Origin of the sequence: Methanothermobacter marburgensis str. Marburg, assembly GCF_000145295.1 — an archaeon.
Taxonomy (GTDB): domain Archaea; phylum Methanobacteriota; class Methanobacteria; order Methanobacteriales; family Methanothermobacteraceae; genus Methanothermobacter; species Methanothermobacter marburgensis.
Genome location: NC_014408.1, coordinates 1,399,293 through 1,417,463, shown reverse-complemented (window position 1 = coordinate 1,417,463; position 18,171 = coordinate 1,399,293). Strand labels below are relative to the sequence as shown.

At 48.5% G+C, this 18,171-nt stretch carries 20 protein-coding genes; 11 read left to right on the top strand and 9 right to left on the bottom strand.

Annotation, left to right across the window (positions count from 1 at the left end; translation table 11 throughout):
• Positions 1 to 64 precede the first annotated feature (64 nt).
• From MTBMA_RS07495 to MTBMA_RS07485, 3 genes are read left to right on the top strand one after another with little or no spacing between them, the layout of a single operon-like run.
• Positions 65 to 1,549: a methanogenesis marker 14 protein gene (locus tag MTBMA_RS07495; protein WP_013296326.1), complete on the top strand. Its 1,485-nt coding sequence runs from the start codon at positions 65 to 67 to the stop codon at positions 1,547 to 1,549.
• A gap of 2 nt (positions 1,550 to 1,551) precedes the next feature.
• Entirely contained in the window at positions 1,552 to 2,181 is a 630-nt protein-coding gene (locus tag MTBMA_RS07490; protein ID WP_148215589.1) for a TIGR00454 family protein, read from the top strand.
• Positions 2,135 to 2,401: a PRC-barrel domain-containing protein gene (locus tag MTBMA_RS07485; RefSeq protein ID WP_010876775.1), complete on the top strand. Its 267-nt coding sequence runs from the start codon at positions 2,135 to 2,137 to the stop codon at positions 2,399 to 2,401. Before MTBMA_RS07490 ends, MTBMA_RS07485 begins: the two co-directional genes overlap by 47 nt.
• 134 nt (positions 2,402 to 2,535) lie before the next feature.
• Here the strand turns inward: MTBMA_RS07485 and MTBMA_RS07480 are convergent, their stop codons facing one another.
• The 9 genes from MTBMA_RS07480 to hmd all read right to left on the bottom strand — a co-directional run bounded on the left by MTBMA_RS07480 (position 2,536) and on the right by hmd (position 10,029).
• A complete protein-coding gene (locus tag MTBMA_RS07480) occupies positions 2,536 to 3,768 on the bottom strand; it encodes a SufB/SufD family protein (RefSeq protein WP_013296324.1) in 1,233 nt (410 codons plus the stop codon).
• Positions 3,750 to 4,505 carry a Fe-S cluster assembly ATPase SufC gene (gene sufC, locus MTBMA_RS07475; RefSeq protein ID WP_048901230.1) on the bottom strand — a complete coding sequence of 252 codons (756 nt, stop codon included), beginning with the start codon at positions 4,503 to 4,505 and terminating at the stop codon, positions 3,750 to 3,752. The genes MTBMA_RS07480 and sufC overlap by 19 nt, the downstream gene beginning before the upstream one ends.
• A gap of 68 nt (positions 4,506 to 4,573) precedes the next feature.
• Entirely contained in the window at positions 4,574 to 5,053 is a 480-nt protein-coding gene (locus MTBMA_RS07470; RefSeq protein ID WP_013296322.1) for a UPF0254 family protein, read from the bottom strand.
• Positions 5,050 to 5,688, bottom strand: a complete 639-nt coding sequence (locus tag MTBMA_RS07465; protein WP_013296321.1) for a ThiF family adenylyltransferase — start codon at positions 5,686 to 5,688, stop codon at positions 5,050 to 5,052. The genes MTBMA_RS07470 and MTBMA_RS07465 overlap by 4 nt, the downstream gene beginning before the upstream one ends.
• A 29-nt stretch (positions 5,689 to 5,717) precedes the next feature.
• Entirely contained in the window at positions 5,718 to 6,431 is a 714-nt protein-coding gene (locus MTBMA_RS07460) for a Nif3-like dinuclear metal center hexameric protein (protein ID WP_013296320.1), read from the bottom strand.
• 77 nt (positions 6,432 to 6,508) lie between these two features.
• Positions 6,509 to 7,270, bottom strand: a complete 762-nt coding sequence (locus MTBMA_RS07455; RefSeq protein ID WP_013296319.1) for a DUF1188 domain-containing protein — start codon at positions 7,268 to 7,270, stop codon at positions 6,509 to 6,511.
• Positions 7,267 to 7,746, bottom strand: coding sequence for a DUF3236 domain-containing protein (locus tag MTBMA_RS07450; protein ID WP_013296318.1), 480 nt, complete (start codon positions 7,744 to 7,746; stop codon positions 7,267 to 7,269). Before MTBMA_RS07450 ends, MTBMA_RS07455 begins: the two co-directional genes overlap by 4 nt.
• Positions 7,747 to 7,861: 115 nt before the next feature.
• A complete protein-coding gene (hmdB, locus tag MTBMA_RS07445; RefSeq protein WP_048901229.1) occupies positions 7,862 to 8,893 on the bottom strand; it encodes a 5,10-methenyltetrahydromethanopterin hydrogenase cofactor biosynthesis protein HmdB in 1,032 nt (343 codons plus the stop codon).
• A 101-nt stretch (positions 8,894 to 8,994) separates the two neighbouring features.
• Positions 8,995 to 10,029 carry a 5,10-methenyltetrahydromethanopterin hydrogenase gene (gene hmd / locus MTBMA_RS07440; protein ID WP_013296316.1) on the bottom strand — a complete coding sequence of 345 codons (1,035 nt, stop codon included), beginning with the start codon at positions 10,027 to 10,029 and terminating at the stop codon, positions 8,995 to 8,997.
• 596 nt (positions 10,030 to 10,625) lie between these two features.
• Between hmd and MTBMA_RS07435 the strand changes: the two genes are divergently transcribed.
• From MTBMA_RS07435 to mvhA, 8 genes are all read left to right on the top strand, one after another.
• Entirely contained in the window at positions 10,626 to 10,985 is a 360-nt protein-coding gene (locus tag MTBMA_RS07435) for a hypothetical protein (RefSeq protein WP_013296314.1), read from the top strand.
• Positions 10,986 to 10,989: 4 nt separating this feature from the next.
• The gene (locus MTBMA_RS07430; RefSeq protein WP_013296313.1) at positions 10,990 to 12,018 is read left to right on the top strand and encodes a molybdopterin-binding domain-containing protein; all 1,029 of its coding nucleotides are present in this window, start codon (positions 10,990 to 10,992) and stop codon (positions 12,016 to 12,018) included.
• The gene (locus tag MTBMA_RS07425; RefSeq protein WP_202965421.1) at positions 12,014 to 13,162 is read left to right on the top strand and encodes a Coenzyme F420 hydrogenase/dehydrogenase, beta subunit C-terminal domain; all 1,149 of its coding nucleotides are present in this window, start codon (positions 12,014 to 12,016) and stop codon (positions 13,160 to 13,162) included. The genes MTBMA_RS07430 and MTBMA_RS07425 overlap by 5 nt, the downstream gene beginning before the upstream one ends.
• A 10-nt stretch (positions 13,163 to 13,172) precedes the next feature.
• Entirely contained in the window at positions 13,173 to 13,583 is a 411-nt protein-coding gene (locus MTBMA_RS07420) for a hydrogenase iron-sulfur subunit (RefSeq protein WP_013296311.1), read from the top strand.
• A gap of 114 nt (positions 13,584 to 13,697) precedes the next feature.
• Positions 13,698 to 15,215 (top strand): 5,10-methenyltetrahydromethanopterin hydrogenase cofactor biosynthesis protein HmdC, encoded by a 1,518-nt coding sequence (gene hmdC, locus MTBMA_RS07415; RefSeq protein ID WP_013296310.1) that lies wholly within the window; start codon positions 13,698 to 13,700, stop codon positions 15,213 to 15,215.
• Between the two features lie 168 nt (positions 15,216 to 15,383).
• Positions 15,384 to 15,809: a hydrogenase iron-sulfur subunit gene (locus MTBMA_RS07410; protein WP_013296309.1), complete on the top strand. Its 426-nt coding sequence runs from the start codon at positions 15,384 to 15,386 to the stop codon at positions 15,807 to 15,809.
• A gap of 12 nt (positions 15,810 to 15,821) precedes the next feature.
• Complete coding sequence (mvhG, locus tag MTBMA_RS07405) at positions 15,822 to 16,748, top strand: F420-non-reducing hydrogenase subunit MvhG (RefSeq protein WP_013296308.1); 927 nt, start codon at positions 15,822 to 15,824, stop codon at positions 16,746 to 16,748.
• Positions 16,749 to 18,167, top strand: a complete 1,419-nt coding sequence (mvhA, locus tag MTBMA_RS07400) for a F420-non-reducing hydrogenase subunit MvhA (protein ID WP_013296307.1) — start codon at positions 16,749 to 16,751, stop codon at positions 18,165 to 18,167.
• Positions 18,168 to 18,171 lie beyond the last annotated feature (4 nt).

The following is an 18,171-nucleotide window of genomic DNA, read 5'->3' as shown; positions in this document are numbered from 1 at the left end:
TTTATTCATAAAATTTATATTATCCCCCCGGATACAATATTACATTAAATCAGGGGGTAATCAGTTGTCATTTTTGAGCAGACTATTTGGTCCAAAGCCAATTATTGCAAAGAGCAGATTCATAAGCATAGAGGATACAAAAACAGCACCATTCACAAAGAAAACCGTGGGGTCCGGTTACTCAATGCGCCCGGACGTCTACTACATCGTGGCATCGGTTGAACTGGGTAACACAACAACCAAGTGTATACTGACAGCCACCAACCTCAACACAAGCAGAACATACCTCCTTGATGAGACCGTGAAGATGACCCGTGACATAAGACCCCCTAAGGAGGGCGAGGAGGTATTCGGTAAGACGGTATGGGGTGTTGAACTCACAAAGGAATCTGTCTCTGAACTGGTGCGGGACACAATACATGAGTCCCTCAGAAGGGCTAAGGTTGACATAGAAAAGGACCTTGACTTCGTGGTGAGGTCAACTGGTGTTACAGCCGGCTTTGGATCACCTGAGGAGGTGGGTAAACTCATAATAGCCCTTGCAGATGGCTGTCTCGCAGCAGGAATACCCCCACGGAAAATGGCCCCAGCCCTCTCCATAGAGAACATCCCCAAACGCCTCAGGGACTTCTCATACCTTGACAGGGTCATATTCGATGGCGCGGTTGCAAGTGTCATACCCCCAACAGGAAGGGAGGTCGTTGCAAATGAGATGGAGGGCGAACTTGTAACTGCAGGTATCAAGGTGGGCTCAAAGTGGACAACTGTTGATTACAGAAACCCCTGCGTATCCCTGGACTTCGGGACAACCCTTGCCGGTAGAATAGTAAATTCCGATGAACCCTACGCAAGGACCATTGGAAACTTCTGCGGCCTTGCAGGTGCAATATCCGACGCCATAATCAGGGGAACCGAAATGGTGGACTGCAGGGGTGGGGCCGCACTTGACCTCTACAAGAAATCCGTGCTGAAGGGCGCCAACTGGAAGAAGGCAAGGAAACACGCCGAGATGATACACGATGAGATAATCGATATAAGAAAGGTGCCTGTCAACAGAAAAAGGTTCGGGACAGTCCCGGTGGATACAGAGGCAGCATACAGCGCAGGGACAACACTCATAGGGTGCGACGCCGGTAAGAATGGGGATAAACTTCAGAAACTAACAGAGGTTGGCCATGACATATACCAGGAGGATGGCATACACACCCTCTTTGCCACACTGGACCATGTGAGTGCACTGATAGTCAAGAGGCTGATAGATGAGGCCTTTGATGAGGGTGTAATCGAGGAGGGCTCGGTCCTTGGGGTTACAGGAAGGGCAGGTATAACAGGCACAAAACCCAAACTCATACTGGAAAATGTGGGTGATCGCTTCAAGGACTGTATATTTGTATCCGATGCCCTTGCACTCGGGGCGGCTGTCATGGCGAGGTGCATGAACTCCATGGGAACACCCCACACCCCACTCGGCGGAAGGCAGAACGGCCCATGCATACTGGGAATGAGAAGAAAGCTCCAGTCAAAGAAAGAGGATAAATGGATTGAGTGATCATGCTGGCCCTTGTAATGGCTGGTGGGGAGGGAAAACGTCTTGGCCTTGAATGTGAAAAGCCCCTCCTTGAGATATCTGGACGGCCAATGATAGATTATGTCCTTGATAGCCTTGATTCTTCCAGGGGCGTCCATGAGATAATAGTTGTAACGAGCCCAAACACACCCCTCACAGAGGAACATGTGCAGGGGAGGTACGCCGTATTCAGGGCATCAGGGAGGGGTTACGTTGAGGACCTCCAGGAGATCCTCTCGCACCTTGAAGAATCCCGGGATGAACCTGTTCTGGTTATAAATGCGGATTTACCGCTGATCTCCCCATCAACCATCGACTGGATAATAGATGAGTATCTGTCAGGTGGTGGGGAGGCCCTCTGCGTTGCTGTACCTGAAAAACTCTGCAGAATGCATGGTCTCGAGTTTTCAGATTCAATGGATGGATTAGTACCCTGCGGGGTAAATATATTAATGAGTAAAAACAGAGTACAAGATCAGAGGATCCTTGAGGTTTCCATGCTGGAGCTGGCAGTGAACATAAATAGCTGCAGTGATCTGCATGTCCTGGAAAAATTAGGTGAGAATGATGGAAGAGAAGAAACTCATAAAAGGGGAAGAGAAGTACTGGAGTGAAATAAAGGGCTACCAGGTTGCAACCAACAATGCACGTATCCTTGGGGAGCTTGAGGAGCTCATAATCAACGATAAAACAGGAAAAATAACAGACGTTGTCATTAAGGTTGACAGCGGGAGAAACGTGACAGTCAAGGGCGCCAAGAAGAAGGGCGACTACCTCCTTGTCCCGTTCGGGAAGGTTGAGAAGGTTGGCGAGTTCATAATAATCGCAGAATAAGTTGATATTATCTGATTCGTTAGCCCTGCATCTTAACTTATTCTTTAAGAAATAGATAGTTTTTATTATCCGTTTCGTCTCTTAATTTACTCTTTAAAAAATGAGTTATATCGCCGGACACAGATCCAGCAATATCACATACCCTTGAGGCTCATATCAAGCATTCTCTTTGTTTCAGCCGCCAGTTCAGGTGGAAGGCCAGTTATATCCATACTCAGGAATCCCCTCACAATCATTGAAGCGGCCTCCTCCTCTGTAAGACCCCTTGAGGTCAGGTACATGACTTCCTCCTCGGCTATCTTACCCACTGCGGCCTCATGTGACATCTCAAGGTCCGTCGCACTTCCCTCAAGTTCAGGAACCGCGTATATCATGGAGTCATCTGAGAGTACAAGGCCATGGCATTCAAGGTGCCCCTTGACCTCTGGCACACGACCAGCCAGGTGACCCCTTGAGTATATCTGGGATGAATCCTTTGAGACTGCACGTGAAACCATCTCTGCACTTGAGCCCTTACCCTCAAGGATGACCCTTGATCCCACATCAAGGACAGAATCCTTCTGCCCCCCAAGTATTGACTGGAACACAACCCTTGAGTTCTCACCGCTGCAGTAGGCCGTTGGGTAGGACTGGATGCTCTTCACAGGGCTTGTGAGTATGTAGTTGTTTATGTAGGTTGCGTTATCACCCACCATTATACCGGTACGTGGGCGTACCTCAACCTGTTCAGCCCAGTTGTGTACCATTGTGAATGTTATCTTGGCACCCGGCTTCAGATAGAATTCAGATACACCAACGTGCAGTGCTGAACTAACATCCTCACCGGTGGCACAACCTGTTATTATGTGCAGCTCAGAGTTCTCCTCGGCAATCACTATATTATGGGCTGTCTGCATGACCCGCTCGTCGCCTATGAACATGCATGCCTGAAGCGGGAATACCTCACGTGCACCGGGCTTTGACCTTATGAAGTAGCCCCCCATCTCTCCCTCAGCCTCCCTGAGGGCCGTTGTGGCTGTGTACTTGTCGGTGTCAACTGCGACGGCCTTCCACATGTAGTCCTTGAGCCAGCTGTACTTATCGAGGGCAACATTCATGCCCATGATCTCGATTGACTCTGAGGCGCATGTTGTGCAGATGCCTGACTGGTCAACCTGTATGAATGTACCTGCACGTTCCCTCTCCTCAGGGTCCACGCCAACCCTCAGCAGGGTCTCCTGGACCTCTTTTGGAACCTCCTTGGCCCTTGTCACCTCCTCGTGTTCACCAGCCTCTTCCCTTATGAACCTTTCAAGGTCGATGTCCTCACCGTAGAGCGCCTTCTTGTCCTTTGCCTTCTCAGCCTTCTTCAGTGTATCCCGCAGCATTCAACACACCCCTTGAATCCATCCTTCCTTATATCATCAATTATCTCCCGGGGGTTACCTGAACATGCAATACGGCCGTCCATGAGGACATGGGCGGTGTCGGCATTCACAAAGTTCAGTATGTAGCCCAGGTGGGTTATTAGGAGCCCCGCCTTTTCCCTCATACCCGGCTTCTTGTCCTTGTCCAGCAGGACGTTGATCTCCTCTGCAAGGAGTTCAACGTTTTCTATGTCCACACCTGAGTCGGGCTCGTCAAACATTATGAAGTCGGGTTTCTGTGCAAGTAGCTGGAGGATCTCGGACCTCTTCACCTCACCCCCTGAGAATCCAAGGTTAACATCCCTTTCAAGGAAGCTCTCATCGAATTTCATCCGCGCTGCAAGTTCCCTGAGTTCGGGTGTCAGATCATCCTCTGTGTTGAGGCCACTTTCAACCTTGAGGAGGTCCATGAGCCTTACACCCCTTATGGATGGGGGGTTCTGGAAGCTCACACCGATACCCATCCTCACCCGCTCGGTTGTACTCATATCGGTTATATCCTTTCCCTTGAATAGTATCTGGCCATTTGTGACCCTGTACTTTGGAAAGCCGAGGATTGTCATAAAGAGGGTGCTCTTCCCTGAGCCGTTGGGTCCCAGAAGGACATGTGTTTCGCCCCTGTCGATGTAGAGGTCTATGTCCCTGAGGACCTGTTTTCCGCTAACCTCGACCGCAAGGTCGGTTATTTCAAGAAGCAGTTAAACCACCACCTATTATTTTTCCCTTAGGATAGTATAACGTGGATACAATAAATAACTTTCTGATATTATGGGGGGCTGATAAAGGATTCAAATAACTCCAGCGCCCTCCTTATCCCTGATTCCTGTCTTGCAAGAATCTCATTTGCCCCTGAAAATCTGAGGTCTGCCTCCACATCAGAGTTTATAACCTCCTCCCTGTCATCTGATACAACAGCAATACCACCCCTCCCTGTACCAGCGGTTGTACCTATACCTATATCCGCGCCTGTTAGCCTTCTGACAGAGCGGGCCATCATGAGGGCCACCCTTTCATCCTCCTTTTCAGTGTAAACCTTTATGTCGTTGAGGGTGGCGGAGGGTTCTGGAGGCTCAAATCTGAGGATGCTCCGCACACCTGAAAGTGTGGGTATGAAGAGGCCAGCCACGAGTGAGACCTCAGCGTCAACCCTCCACAGGTAGTTCATGGGGTAACCCATGGAGTAGGCGTGTATCTCCCTTGCAACGATGCCATGGGTGAAGCACTCTGCTGTGGCAACCCTTATCATCTCTGAGCACCCCGAAGGAGTTTGAGTATCTCTGCCGTCATAACCTCTGAGACCCTGTCCAGGACGTGGGGTGTTACAGGCTCCCAGTCCCTTATGAGTTTACCTGTACCCACAAGGACGTGCTCGTGGATACCCTCAGCCTGCAGATATGCTGCAATGGGGTTTTCAGGGTCAGCTTCATCTATATCCACCACTGAGACGTCCTCTTCACCTATCCCAAATACTCCCATGGTGCTGATGGTGGCTGCCCCCCTCTCCTGGGCATACCGGATTATCTCTGTGGTGATGGGCAGGGTATCACCCCCCGCAATCTCCACACAGACCACATCCCCTCCTATGAGTCTAAGGTTGTCCCCTGTGATGTACTCGGGTATGCCCTGAACGGTCCTTGAAAAGCCATCACAGGCGAGGGATTCAATGAACTTCACCTTGTATTCACCTATCTTCGCCCCCATGAGGCGGAATATCAGGTCATCTGCAGATACCTTCTGGCCGTCGATGACCTTTATCCTTTCAGGGCCCCCACGGTGGATCTGCATGAGGTTGAGGGCGGTGCGAAAGCCCAGCCTCCCTGCACCGACAAGTGTGACCTCTCCATGGGGCACCTTTTTACCTTCAAGTTCAGAGATCTCCAATCATATCACCAGCTGTGAAAACCAGTCTACTAGAATGTTTCATAGCGGTACTCTGTCCATGGAGTACCTGTATCAGTAATGTCCACCACCAGCCCGAGGCCCTCTATCATATCACAGAGTCTCAGGAGTCCTGGCATTTCCGTTGCATGATGACCCGCATCAATGAGTGTCATGTTGAGGTTTCTTGCAAGAACCGCCGAGGCATGGGTGAGGTCACCTGATAGATAAACGTAGGCCCCCTCAGAGAAGGCCCTTTTTATGAGGTCCCTGTCTGAGAGACCGAAACCTGATACAACCGCCACCCGGTCCAGGTATTCTCTGGGGTTCACCACCCTCACCGTCCCTGGTCTCAGATCACATGTTCTTTCCATGAGCTCCTCCAGTGTAATGTCCCCACGACATATGCGTCCCAGTCCGGTTTCAGGGTCAAGGAAGGATTCAACGTCCAGTCCAAGGGCATCTGCAAGTGCATCACAGGCACCACCATCGGCAACGTCCCAGTTGGAATGTGCGACATAGTAGGGAATCGGAGGTTCAACCTGGGGTGGGTGGTGGAGGACCAGGAGGTCATATCCATCCACAGGCACATCATCCAGGTAGTCCATGAGCACCAGGACGGATTCAACCTCAATTTCAGGACCATGGTATCCTATCCTGTCACCTTGAAGTGCAATTTCAGGCGGTGCCAGGCTCTCCATGAACTCTATAAATGATTCTATTCTGATGGTATCACCTTTGGACATGAATGAAATGGCAGCCTGGGGTCTTTGATCCGGATTCCATTCTCATACTGTCACCTTCAAACTGCTGGCAGCATTTGCTATTCAGGGATTATTCTTGATTTTATCATCTCAAGGTTCCCCTCTATGATCCCATCACATTCAAGATCTTCAAGTGAGGAAACCACAAGGGCAGGCGATTCAAGGTTTCTCAGGAATCTTTCAGGGTCCCTGTCCTTAAAGAGTATCCTCTCAAAAAATTCAAGGGTTGCTGTTGCATAGAGCACACCCTCAAATTCAAGTGCATCGGCCATCGACCTCCTCAGGACATCAACTGTGAGAGTCATTGTACCGGAGGTCTTGGAGCCAATGCCATAGGTGTGCAGGGCCCCTGAAATGTCAGATTCAACCATTCTGAGCCTTTCACGTGTTCTGTTGAATCTCCTTATAGTATCATCGCTGCCATCTGATGCTGGGTCCTCAACGATGAATGTGTCCGCGCTGATGCCCCTCAGCTCATCCTCGGTGACACCCCCGAGACCTGTTGTATCAACCAGAAGGTCCCAGTGACCCCTGAGGTCCATAAGACCCTCCTGGAAATTCACGTTATCATCAAGGATAAAACGTGTCTGTGGGTTTATATCTGCAACGGTCACATCACAGTCAAGTGAACCTGCAATCGCAGCACCTGTGAAGTATGAGCCGATTATAAGGGCACTTTCAGGTTTCATATCGATTTCAGCGAGCCATTCAGTAACCGCGGCTGATTTAACTGCCGATATGTGCTTGATTATGTCGTATACCCTGTATGTTGAGAAGAATGTTTTAACCGTCTCGGTTATGCCTGTTTCATGGTGTTTCATTCTGATCCTCTTTTGAAGCCTATCCGTTCAAGGGCATGGGTCATCTCTGATCTCACGGCCTCCTGAACCCCCATTTCGTGTATAACGTGGGGGGGTGACATGGCAGCTGAAAGTATCCTCCCCCTGGAGTCCATGATCACAAGGAGCGATCCAGAACCCGGAACCCCAAGCCGTCCGCGGGCAATAACAAGATCTGCCCCTGAGATGTCCAGTGCCATGAGGGCCTTTGTAACGGCCGGCATCCTTGTGAGGTCCGCCCAGTTGGTGTTGAACTGAAGGTGCTCCGCCTCCCTGAGGTTGAAGGATCTTAGGACCTCGTTTATCACATCAACCTTTTCCCTGTTCCAGTTTGGCACCACAATCCTTTGAGCGCCGCTTATATAGTCCCTCACTGCTCTGACTTCCTCTTCACGGTCTCCTCTGCGACGGTCCTCTGCAGACTCAAGGTATGCGCTGGCTATTATATCCTCTAACATGACCACACCACTGCTTATTGATAAGAGTTAAGGGCATTCAGGGGCATTGGTTGATGATCACACCACTGCTTATTGATGGGACTCAGGGGTATCTGGTGTACACGCGTATTATGAATCAGAGCAGGGCAACCCCATCCGCAGCGGGGTTTGCTGATATCTGGGGCTTCAGTCCCAGTTCATTCACAACCCTCAGCACATCGTTGAGGTTTCCGTATCTTGGGGACCCTACACCCTTGACATCATAGGGGTAACCGTCGGGTATAACCGTTGCAAGGTTATCTGCCCCGGCCATGAGTGAGAAACGGACATTTTCGGGACCTATGGTGGGTGTTGGAACCGTTATTCTTATATCGGGGTACATGATACGTGTGATGGCTATGGTCTTCATCTGTTCATCCAGGGGGCAGGGAGGATGGTTCTCCATTGGGGTTCCAGGGTAGGGGTTGAATCCCATGATGGGTATCTCTCCAAGCGTTTCAAATTCACCAAGGAATCGCAGGTGTGCAAGGCGGTCAGCGTAACTCTCACCGAGACCTATAAGGAGACCACTTGATAGTTCCATTCCGCTTTCACATACAAGTTCACAGATTCTTATTCGATCCTCTATCCTCTCCCCGGGTTTCACACGCCTGAAAAGTCCTCTGTTGACGGTTTCAAGGTTACAGCATACAGTGTCAGTACTGTAATCCGCAAGTTTTTCCACTGATGCCCTGTTAAGGTCGGATCCAACGTTTATGAGCAGTTCAAGTGAGGTGTTCTCCTTCACTATTTCCGCTGCCTTAACAGCGTGTTCACCGTTGAATCCATGGGCGCCTGAGCAGCTGACCCTGGGTATTCCAGATTTTTCTATTATCCTGGCGGCTTCAAGGATCTCATCATCGGTTTTGAAAAATGAACTGTAGTATCCATCACGTGATGTTCCGGCGGCAAATCCACAGTAGCCGCACCTTGGCCTAACCTGGCACATATTTGTTATGTGGACTGTGGATGTGAGCTTGATAACCCCTCTGCGCTCCTTCATGATGCTGAATGCTGTTTCCATTAGAAGGGCAAAATCTTTCGGGTCTTTTATCTGGAATAACTGTATAACCTCGTTATCATCGAGGGGACATCCATCAGCCGCCTTTTTGAGTATTTTATCCATCAATTTAACACCAGTTTCAGCTGCTTGGGAACATAAAAGTCAGTTGGATCTCTATAAACCCAGTTGGTTAAAAAAATAAATAAATTTTTTGGGCCGTGGCCCGGTTATTTCTTCCTCTTCTCGAGGATTTCAAAGACGGTTGGAAGTATCTCTGCTGATGCTCCGAAGTTCATGGAGTCAGCTGTACCCAGGAGTGCACCGGGGTCGAGGTTCTCTTCCATCTTGTCTATTCCAACCTTTTCCATGAGAGCTGTTATCTGCTCCAGGGACTCCTTGGCCATCATCTGTGCGAAACTTGCTGGTGCGCCGAGTACCTGTGTAACTGAATCCCTGTAGGATAGTATACCTGCGTAGGTTATTGCTGTCAGTGCTGAGCACATGTCACAGACAGGACCGAGGAGTTCTGCTGGTAGCCGGTATGCGTTACCCCTGGCCTTCTGTCCGAGTTCGAAGAGGGTTTCTATTGCGTCCTCTGAGGCGTAGCCCTCTGCAATGTATACCTGTCCCTTCATTTCAGGAACAGCGCCTGGGTGGTAGGATGTTACGTTGAGTGTTTCAGGTTTGGTTACCAGGTCGCCGTGTTTCTGTTCAAAGATCTTGTAGAACTTGGTGGTTGGAATTGTGCAGGCGTGTGTGACTATTGCACCAGGCTTTATGTCGTCTATGAACTTGTTTATTATGTCTGGCTGCATGTCACCCTTTGGGAACCAGGTCATGATGAAGTCTGCGTCTGCAACCGCTTCCCTGTCGTCTGTTGTTATTTCAAATCCAAGGTCTTCAGGGTGTGTGAAGTGTATTGCACCTTCTGGTGGTTTTGGAAGCTCCTTGGCGACTTCGTTGACCTTTTCCCTGATCTGTGGCATTATTTTTTCAGGGTCCTCCTTGTGGGCCTCTATGACGTCCTCGTAGGCGAAGTCGTCTATGACTGTGAACTGGTTGTCGAATACAGGGTCTGCAACGACCACTTCGTCGACACCTGCAAGTTCCTTCAGCTCAGCACCCATTGTTATTGTAGAATGGGTCATGGCTATTTCTGGTTTTCCAACCATTTCAGCGACTTCACAGGCCCTGGAAAAGTTTGTTATTCCACTGGCCGCGTGGGTCCTGTAACATCCCGCACCTAGTATTGCAAGTTTCATATCTATCACTCCATTTCTGTAATACTACTCATATTATTAGTAGTACAGATTAATCGGTTTCCAGTATAAATATATTTTTTGATAATTTTCAAACCAAAAAGCTTATAAATGGAATTGTTTTATCTGGAGGGGCAACTGTAGCCATCAGGAACATCGCTGGGTTCCTGTGTGCTTTACAGCAGCTACAGGACACATGGTGTTCATAATTATTAAAATATTAATATTAAAATTTCTCACCTTCCGGTTTTTAATTTCATTTAGAAGATCAGAGAGACACCCTCAGGGTTAAAGTGATGGGCTGTTTCCTCATTTTGCTGGATCCCCCTCTGGAACAGCATTAATAATAAAAAATAAATATTTATTATGAACATATTTCCATGACCCCAAATATTAATCCTGAGTTTACAGGTCACTTAAGTACTATTTTTTCATTTTTAAACATTTAGAAGAACTCAATTCAAAAAATAAACCCAAAAATTTCATATAATTCTTTTTGAAGCATTTTAATCATTTTTTTATTTTGGAAACATTTATATATGTAATACTTATTAGCACATACTTATGATAAACATAAAACCGGAGGTTGTGGTGAAAGCATGGAAATCCAGATTCAGAGGATTGGACTTTTTCGCCCTGAGAAAAACCCAAAATCGTGTACCCTGAGCCTTGATATGGACTGGAAAATTGACTACACAGATTTTGGAAATAACTCGGTGGGATACACATTTTATATGGAATCAGAAAGAGGAGTACCCCTGAAATTCAAGGTGGAGGGGAAGGTTGTTCTTGAAGACTCTGAGAAACTACCCGGAAACCTATCTGAACTTCTGCTTGACCTTGGACTTAACATCATGGTGGAGATGTTCAACATAACCCGTGATAGGACCATCAGCGTCCAGAATGAACTTCTCAGTATTGATGAGTTCAAGGGTAAGGTGAAAAATCTGGAGGTGTAGATAAATGATGGTGAAACACACCTTATGCCCTTCCTGCAGTGCAGGCTGTGGCGTGAATATTGTGGAGATGGGTGGCGCACCTGTGGGAACCTACCCCTACAGGAGACACCCGGTCAATGAGGGAAAGACATGCAGGGCAGGCAGGGATTGCTATGAAATCCCCTTGATGGACAGAGTAACATCCCCTGGAGTTAAAAAATCAGGGAAACTAAGTGGAGTGAACTGGGATGAGGCACTGGATAAATTAACAGAACTTCTTTCATCAGAGGACATATCCATCCTGACAACAGGAACCCTCACCAATGAGGAGGCACTCAAACTCAGAGAAATCATAGAAAACTTTAATGTGAAAAAATCAGGTTTAATAACCGTTTTCCCTGAATTTGATTATCCTGAAATTGATATCAGAAATATCAGGGACTATGATAACATTGCAGTCATAGGAGATGCCATAACATGCGCCCCACTCATAGGTAGGAGAATATTCCATGCAATGGCTGCCGGAGCAGAGGTGAGATCCTATGACAGAAGGGATGAAACAAGAATGGCGGTAAATTCAGGGTTTCACATAACCTTCTCAGATGAGAGGGAGGTACTGAATGATCTCCAGCAACTTCCAGGGGGATCTCTGATTATAATAACACCTGAAATACCGGAAATTATAGGACCCGTTCTTGAGTTCTCATCTGAAAATGAATTTGATGTTCTCCCCATCTTTGAAGACTTCAACACGAGGGGGGTGATGCAACATTTACCTCCCGTTAATGAAGGAGAATTTGATTCTGTCTGGTTAATAGATCCCGGTGCAGCTGCAGAGCCGGTGGATGTATCAGGAAAATTCGTTCTCCAGTCCATAAGAACTGAAGGTCTGACACCTGATATTTTCCTTCCAGTGGCAGCATGGTGTGAAAAATCAGGTTCATACACCAGCACAGCGGGATACACCATGAAACTTGAACCCGCACTGCAGGCACCAGAAGGGGTTCTCTCAGACATGGAAATATTTGAAAGAATACTCAGGGCAGGTGATTGAGATGAAGTACCTCCTTGCACGGGCTACAGACGAGGAGATTCAGAGAAAAGGAGAATGTGGAGGAGCGGTGACAGCCATATTCAAGTACATGCTGGATAAAGAAGTTGTGGACGCTGTACTAACACTGGAAAGGGGATATGACGTGTATGATGGAATCCCCGTTCTACTTGAGGATTCTTCAGGTATAGAATCAACCTGCGGATCCCTGCACTGCGCACCCACCATGTTCGGGGACCTCATATCCCGCTATCTAAGTGATATGAGGCTGGCCGTAGCTGTAAAACCCTGTGATGCAATGGCAATAAGGGAGCTTGAGAAGAGGCACCAGATAGACCCTGATAAGGTATACAAGATCGGGCTGAACTGCGGCGGAACCCTTGCCCCTGTATCCGCCCGGGAAATGATAGAGACCTTCTATGAGATAGACCCTGATGATGTTGTGAGTGAGGAGATTGACAGGGGTAAATTCATAGTGGAACTCAGGGACGGAAGTCACAGGGAGATATCAATCGATTACCTTGAGGAGGAGGGTTTCGGGAGACGGGAAAACTGTCAGCGATGCGAAATAATGGTCCCACGCAACGCTGACCTAGCCTGTGGAAACTGGGGTGCAGATGACGGATGGACCTTCATAGAGGTTAACACTGAAAGAGGTCAGGAGATCATTGAAGGTGCCCGCAGCAGCGGATACATTGAGGCGAGGGAACCCTCTGAGAAGATGGTGAAGATAAGGGAGAAAATTGAAAATGCAATGATCAGCATGGCCAGGAAGTTTCAGGATAAATACCTTGATGAGGAATACCCCTCACTGGATGAATGGGATGAGTACTGGAAGCGCTGCATAAACTGCTTTGCCTGCAGGGATGCCTGTCCGGTATGCTTCTGCAGGGAATGTGAACTTGAAAAGGACTACCTCCTGGAATCAGATGAAAAGGCACCGGACCCCCTTACATTCCAGGGAGTGAGGCTCTCGCACATGGGTTTCAGCTGTATAAACTGCGGTCAGTGTGAGGATGTCTGCCCAATGGACATACCCATTGCAAGAATCTACCACAGGATACAGAAAAAATACCGTGACAGAACAGGATTCACAGCAGGGGTGAGCCAAGAACTGCCCCCAATGTACAGCGGGGAGAAGGATTAGGGGTGATATGATGAGTTTCGAGCCAAAGATAGTTGGATTCTGCTGCAACTGGTGCTCCTATGGCGGAGCAGACACCGCGGGAACAGCGAGGATGCAGTACCCACCCAACGTCCGTATCATAAGGGTGATGTGTTCAGGCCGTGTCAACGCCTCGATGATACTAAAGGCCTTCAGTGAGGGTGCAGACGGCGTCTTTGTGGGAGGATGCCACATAGGGGACTGCCACTATGATTCAGGTAACTACAAATGGAAACGAAGGGCCCGGTTCATTGAGGACATACTCCCTGAATTTGGCATAGATAAGGAAAGATTCAGGTGGGAGTGGATATCGGCATCGGAGGGTGAAAAATTTCAGAAGACAATGCAGGAGTTCTATGAGACTGTAAAATACCTTGGGCCACTGAAGAGGGCAGGAAAATAACGGGTATTAAAATTATGGGTTAAAGCAGCATTTTCTTATTAACCCATAATTTTTGTCAAAATTTATAACATCCAGTATCAGAGTGAATCACAGTGACCTAAAAGGTGAAACAATATGCACGATATCATCAGGGAAGCAGTGGATAATCCTGAAGCTGCATGGGAAATCATGAAAATGGACAGGGATGTCACCGAGGTGGTGGATGCAATTTCTGACCTTTCAAGGGAGGATAAGATTAAGCTGGGGGCCACCTTCAAGAGGTTCCCCCTGGGCTGTGACCTCACAGAGATCATCGTGGGCACCTGCGCATCTGACCTTGAGAGGATGGACCTTATTGGAAACTGCATCCTTTCAGACACGATAGGTGCAACAATACACGTATGTGCCTATGCATTCGCAGATATAGCCGAGAACTACGGTATGAGGCCTGTGGAGCTCATGAGGGAGGTGCGGGAGACCACAGAGGTCCCCCTGGACCTTGACCACTTTGGAAGATACGGTCCCATGAGGTTCCCCAGATCAATAACCGGATGCGGAGGACAGTGTTACCTTGAGGGACCCCCATTTGAGGGTTGTCCCCGCGAAAGAATACATTCAAGACTCCTTGAAAAGGAAAGGGAGGGCCTGCCTGACAGGGACGAATGGGTTGAACTCGCCTCCTCTGTGGCGGTTAACCTGACACCGGTTCAGGGGGCTGAAACCCATGCAGCACCCCTTGATGAGGCACGCGAGGTTTTTGAACTTGCTAGAAAGCATGGTAAGGGTGTTGAGGCCATAATGTTCGTTGGAGACGGATACGATGACCTCATATCTGGCTTTGAGGCAGGACTTGATATGGGTGTCGATGTCTTCGTACTGGAGGGCGGCCCCTTCAACCTTGCATCTGATAGACTTGACGCCTTTGCAGGGGCCGTTGCTGCAGCAAGGATCCTCACACCAGGCAGAATTGTTGCAACCAACGGTGCATATGAGGACGAGTGCCGCATAGGACTAAGGGCAGGGCTGAACGCCATAATAACAGGATTCCCAAAGAACCACCATGGTTACATGTGTGGTTACAGTCCAGGCACAGCAAGAAGGGGTAAGTTTGGCCTCCCAAGGGTCATGAAGATAATGAGGGAGGAGGTTGAGGCTGCTCTAACACCTGTTCCAGTACAGAAGCCCCAGCTTGAGGCCCTTGCAGCTGCAGTGAAGGCTTCAGGAAGAGAGAATGTTTATCCAGAAACCATCGGGCATACATATGTGGGTGACGCCCACTGGGCATGCCTCCCCTCAACTCCACTCTATGAAAGGGTGAATATAGAGAGGGACGTGGATACGCTTGCTGAGATGACCAGAAACGGCGACATACATGGAACAGTGGCAATCTTCGGCGCAAGATTCGTATCATGGGTGATTGCAAAGAAACTTGATGGAATGGTGGATGAATTCGTACTTGTGGACAGCGACCCGTGGGTTGAATGGGTTAGCGTGGACAACCTCAGATCAGAAATTAAAACCGAGGTCCGATGCGGCGGTTCCAGTGACGCGGATGCATACAGGGATTCTGATTCAGCCATAGTGTCCACAACCATCCCGGAGATCGCTGCAAAAATTTCTGGGAAATTCAGAGACGCTGTGACCCTTGTATGAACGTCATTTAACGGTTTAATGGGGGGATGGCAGTATTAAAAATAATAAAAATTTTAACCACACATATAAAATTTTCGAAATTGTTTCATAAGTAACCTTTATACTTGCCACTCCTAAACCATATACCAAGTACAATTATAAGTACAACCCAAGCAAGGAGGAAACTCTATGGCTGAAGATGACATAAAAATTGTGATGTTCTGTTGTAACTGGTGTTCCTACGGTGGAGCGGACACTGCGGGAACAGCAAGGATGCAGTACCCTACAAACATTAGGGTTATCCGTGTGATGTGCTCAGGAAGGATAGAGCCACAGTTTGTTTTCAAGGCATTCAGGGAAGGCGCTGACGGTGTTCTCGTAACAGGATGCCACCACGGTGACTGCCACTACGACGCAGGAAACTACAAGCTCGACAGGAGAATGAGACTGATCTACAAACTGGCAGATGAACTTGGAATTGGCAGGGAAAGGATCCACCACGACTGGATATCCGCATCAGAAGGTGAAAAATTCGCCGAAACCGTCAAGATGATGGTTGACAGGATAAGGGCCCTTGGTCCATCACCAATCAAAAAACAGCTAGCTGAAGCATAAGGAGGATGTTAAATGGCTGAAAAAATAAAGATCGGAACAATGTGGCTTGGAGGATGCTCCGGCTGTCACCTGTCCATTGCAGACTTCCATGAAAAGCTCCTTGATGTCATGGAACACGCTGACTTCGAGTTCAGCCCTGTTTTAATGGACACAAAATACGATGAAATCCCTGAACTCGATGTTGTGGTCATTGAGGGAGGAATCGTAAACGATGAAAACAGGGAATTCGCAGAGGAACTAAGGGAAAAGGCCAAATTTGTCATAAGTTACGGTACATGTGCTGTATACGGCGGCATACCAGGTCTCAGGAACCTCTGGGACAAGGATGAGGTCATAGAGGAAGCCTACATCAACTCCATAACAACACCAAACGAAGAGGGCGTCATACCATCTGAAGACGTACCACACCTTGAGGGAAGGGTCAAACCACTGGGTGAAGTCATAGACGTTGACTTTGAAGTTCCAGGATGCCCACCAAGGTCAGATGTTGCTGCTGAGGTCGTTATGGCACTCCTCAAAGGTGAAGAAATAGAACTGCCAAGCACAAACCTCTGTGAAGTCTGCCCAAGGGAAAAACCACCAGAAGGCCTTGCAATGGACTTCATAAAGAGGCAGTTCGAGGTTGGTAAACCAGAGGATGACCTCTGTCTCATACCACAGGGACTCATCTGCATGGGCCCAGCAACTGTATCAATCTGCGGTGCAGAGTGCCCAAGCATAGCCATACCATGCCGTGGCTGCTATGGTCCAACAGCACGTGTCGAGGACCAGGGTGCCAAAATGATAAGTGCCATAGCCTCTGACTACAAGGTCGAAGAGGACAAAACCGTCGACCCTGAGGAAGTGGCTGAACAGCTGGATGACATTGTTGGAACATTCTACACATTCACACTTCCAGCAGCACTCATACCAATGAAAATAAAGAAGGAGGGTAAATAGATGGTTAAACTCACAATGGAACCTGTGACCCGTATTGAAGGTCACGCCAAGATTACCGTACACCTTGATGATGCAGGTAATGTTGAGGACACAAGGCTCCATGTTATGGAATTCCGTGGATTCGAAAAGTTCCTCCAGGGAAGACCCATAGAGGAAGCCCCAAGGATAGTTCCAAGGATCTGCGGTATCTGTGACGTGCAGCACCACCTGGCAGCCGCAAAGGCTGTTGACGCCTGCTTTGGATTCGAACCTGACGATGTCCTTCCTGCAGCCTACAAGATGAGGGAGATCATGAACTGGGGCTCATACATGCACTCCCATGGTCTGCACTTCTACTTCCTTGCAGCCCCTGACTTCATAGCAGGTAAGGACAGAAAGACAAGGAACGTCTTCCAGATAATAAAGGACGCCCCTGATGTTGCTCTTCAGGCCATAGAGTTACGTAAAAATGCTCTGGAAATCGTCAGGGCCACAGGCGGAAGGCCAATTCACCCAACCTCCTCAACACCAGGAGGTATATCAACAGAACTGGACGATGAAACACAGAAGGACCTCCTTCAGAAGGCCCAGAGGAACGTTGAACTGGCAGAGGCCACCCTGGAACTTGCAGTTCCAATATTCGAGGAGAACATTGACCTCGTGAACTCACTGGGCAACATCGAGACATACCACACAGGTCTTGTTAAAAACGGCGTATGGGACGTCTACGATGGTATAGTGAGGATAAAGGACAAGGAAGGAAACCTGTTCAGGGAGTTCAAACCAGCAGACTACGCTGACACCATCGCTGAACATGTTAAACCATACTCCTGGCTCAAATTCCCATACATAAAGGACCTTGGATACCCTGATGGTGTCTACCGTGTCTCACCACTCTCAAGGCTCAACGTCGCAGATAAGATGCCTGATGCAGCTCCAAAGGCACAGGATTACTTCAAGGAGTTCCAGGACAAATTTGGATACGCACAGCAGACACTCCTGTACCACTGGGCAAGGCTCATAGAAGTCCTCGCATGTGCCGAATGTGCAGCCGATGCACTTGAAGGAGACCTATCCGGAGAAAAATTCCCTGATTCACTTGAAAGGCAGGCAGGCGACGGTGTGGGTATAGTTGAGGCACCAAGGGGAACACTCACACACCACTACACCTGTGATGAGAACGGCCTCATAACCAAGGCAAACATCGTGGTTGCAACAATCCAGAACAACCCTGCCATGGAGATGGGTATCCAGAAGGTTGCCCAGGACTACATCAAACCTGGTGTTGAAGTGGATGATAAGATATTCAACCTCATGGAGATGGTCATAAGGGCATACGACCCATGTCTCTCCTGCGCAACACACACCATTGACAGTCAGATGAGACTTGCCACCTTGGAAGTATACGACAGTGAAGGCGACCTTGTAAAAAGGATCTAATTTC

Coding starts and splice junctions, on each gene's coding strand:
- MTBMA_RS07490 (WP_148215589.1), top strand. CDS start 1,552: ATGCTGGCCCTTGTAATGGCTGGTGGGGAGGGAAAACGTCTTGGCCTT.
- MTBMA_RS07485 (WP_010876775.1), top strand. CDS start 2,135: ATGGAAGAGAAGAAACTCATAAAAGGGGAAGAGAAGTACTGGAGTGAA.
- MTBMA_RS07480 (WP_013296324.1), bottom strand. CDS start 3,768: ATGCTGCGGGATACACTGAAGAAGGCTGAGAAGGCAAAGGACAAGAAG.
- MTBMA_RS07470 (WP_013296322.1), bottom strand. CDS start 5,053: ATGATAAGGGTTGCCACAGCAGAGTGCTTCACCCATGGCATCGTTGCA.
- MTBMA_RS07460 (WP_013296320.1), bottom strand. CDS start 6,431: ATGTCCAAAGGTGATACCATCAGAATAGAATCATTTATAGAGTTCATG.
- MTBMA_RS07455 (WP_013296319.1), bottom strand. CDS start 7,270: ATGAAACACCATGAAACAGGCATAACCGAGACGGTTAAAACATTCTTC.
- MTBMA_RS07450 (WP_013296318.1), bottom strand. CDS start 7,746: ATGTTAGAGGATATAATAGCCAGCGCATACCTTGAGTCTGCAGAGGAC.
- hmd (WP_013296316.1), bottom strand. CDS start 10,029: ATGAAACTTGCAATACTAGGTGCGGGATGTTACAGGACCCACGCGGCC.
- MTBMA_RS07435 (WP_013296314.1), top strand. CDS start 10,626: ATGGAAATCCAGATTCAGAGGATTGGACTTTTTCGCCCTGAGAAAAAC.
- MTBMA_RS07430 (WP_013296313.1), top strand. CDS start 10,990: ATGATGGTGAAACACACCTTATGCCCTTCCTGCAGTGCAGGCTGTGGC.
- MTBMA_RS07420 (WP_013296311.1), top strand. CDS start 13,173: ATGAGTTTCGAGCCAAAGATAGTTGGATTCTGCTGCAACTGGTGCTCC.
- hmdC (WP_013296310.1), top strand. CDS start 13,698: ATGCACGATATCATCAGGGAAGCAGTGGATAATCCTGAAGCTGCATGG.
- MTBMA_RS07410 (WP_013296309.1), top strand. CDS start 15,384: ATGGCTGAAGATGACATAAAAATTGTGATGTTCTGTTGTAACTGGTGT.
- mvhG (WP_013296308.1), top strand. CDS start 15,822: ATGGCTGAAAAAATAAAGATCGGAACAATGTGGCTTGGAGGATGCTCC.
- mvhA (WP_013296307.1), top strand. CDS start 16,749: ATGGTTAAACTCACAATGGAACCTGTGACCCGTATTGAAGGTCACGCC.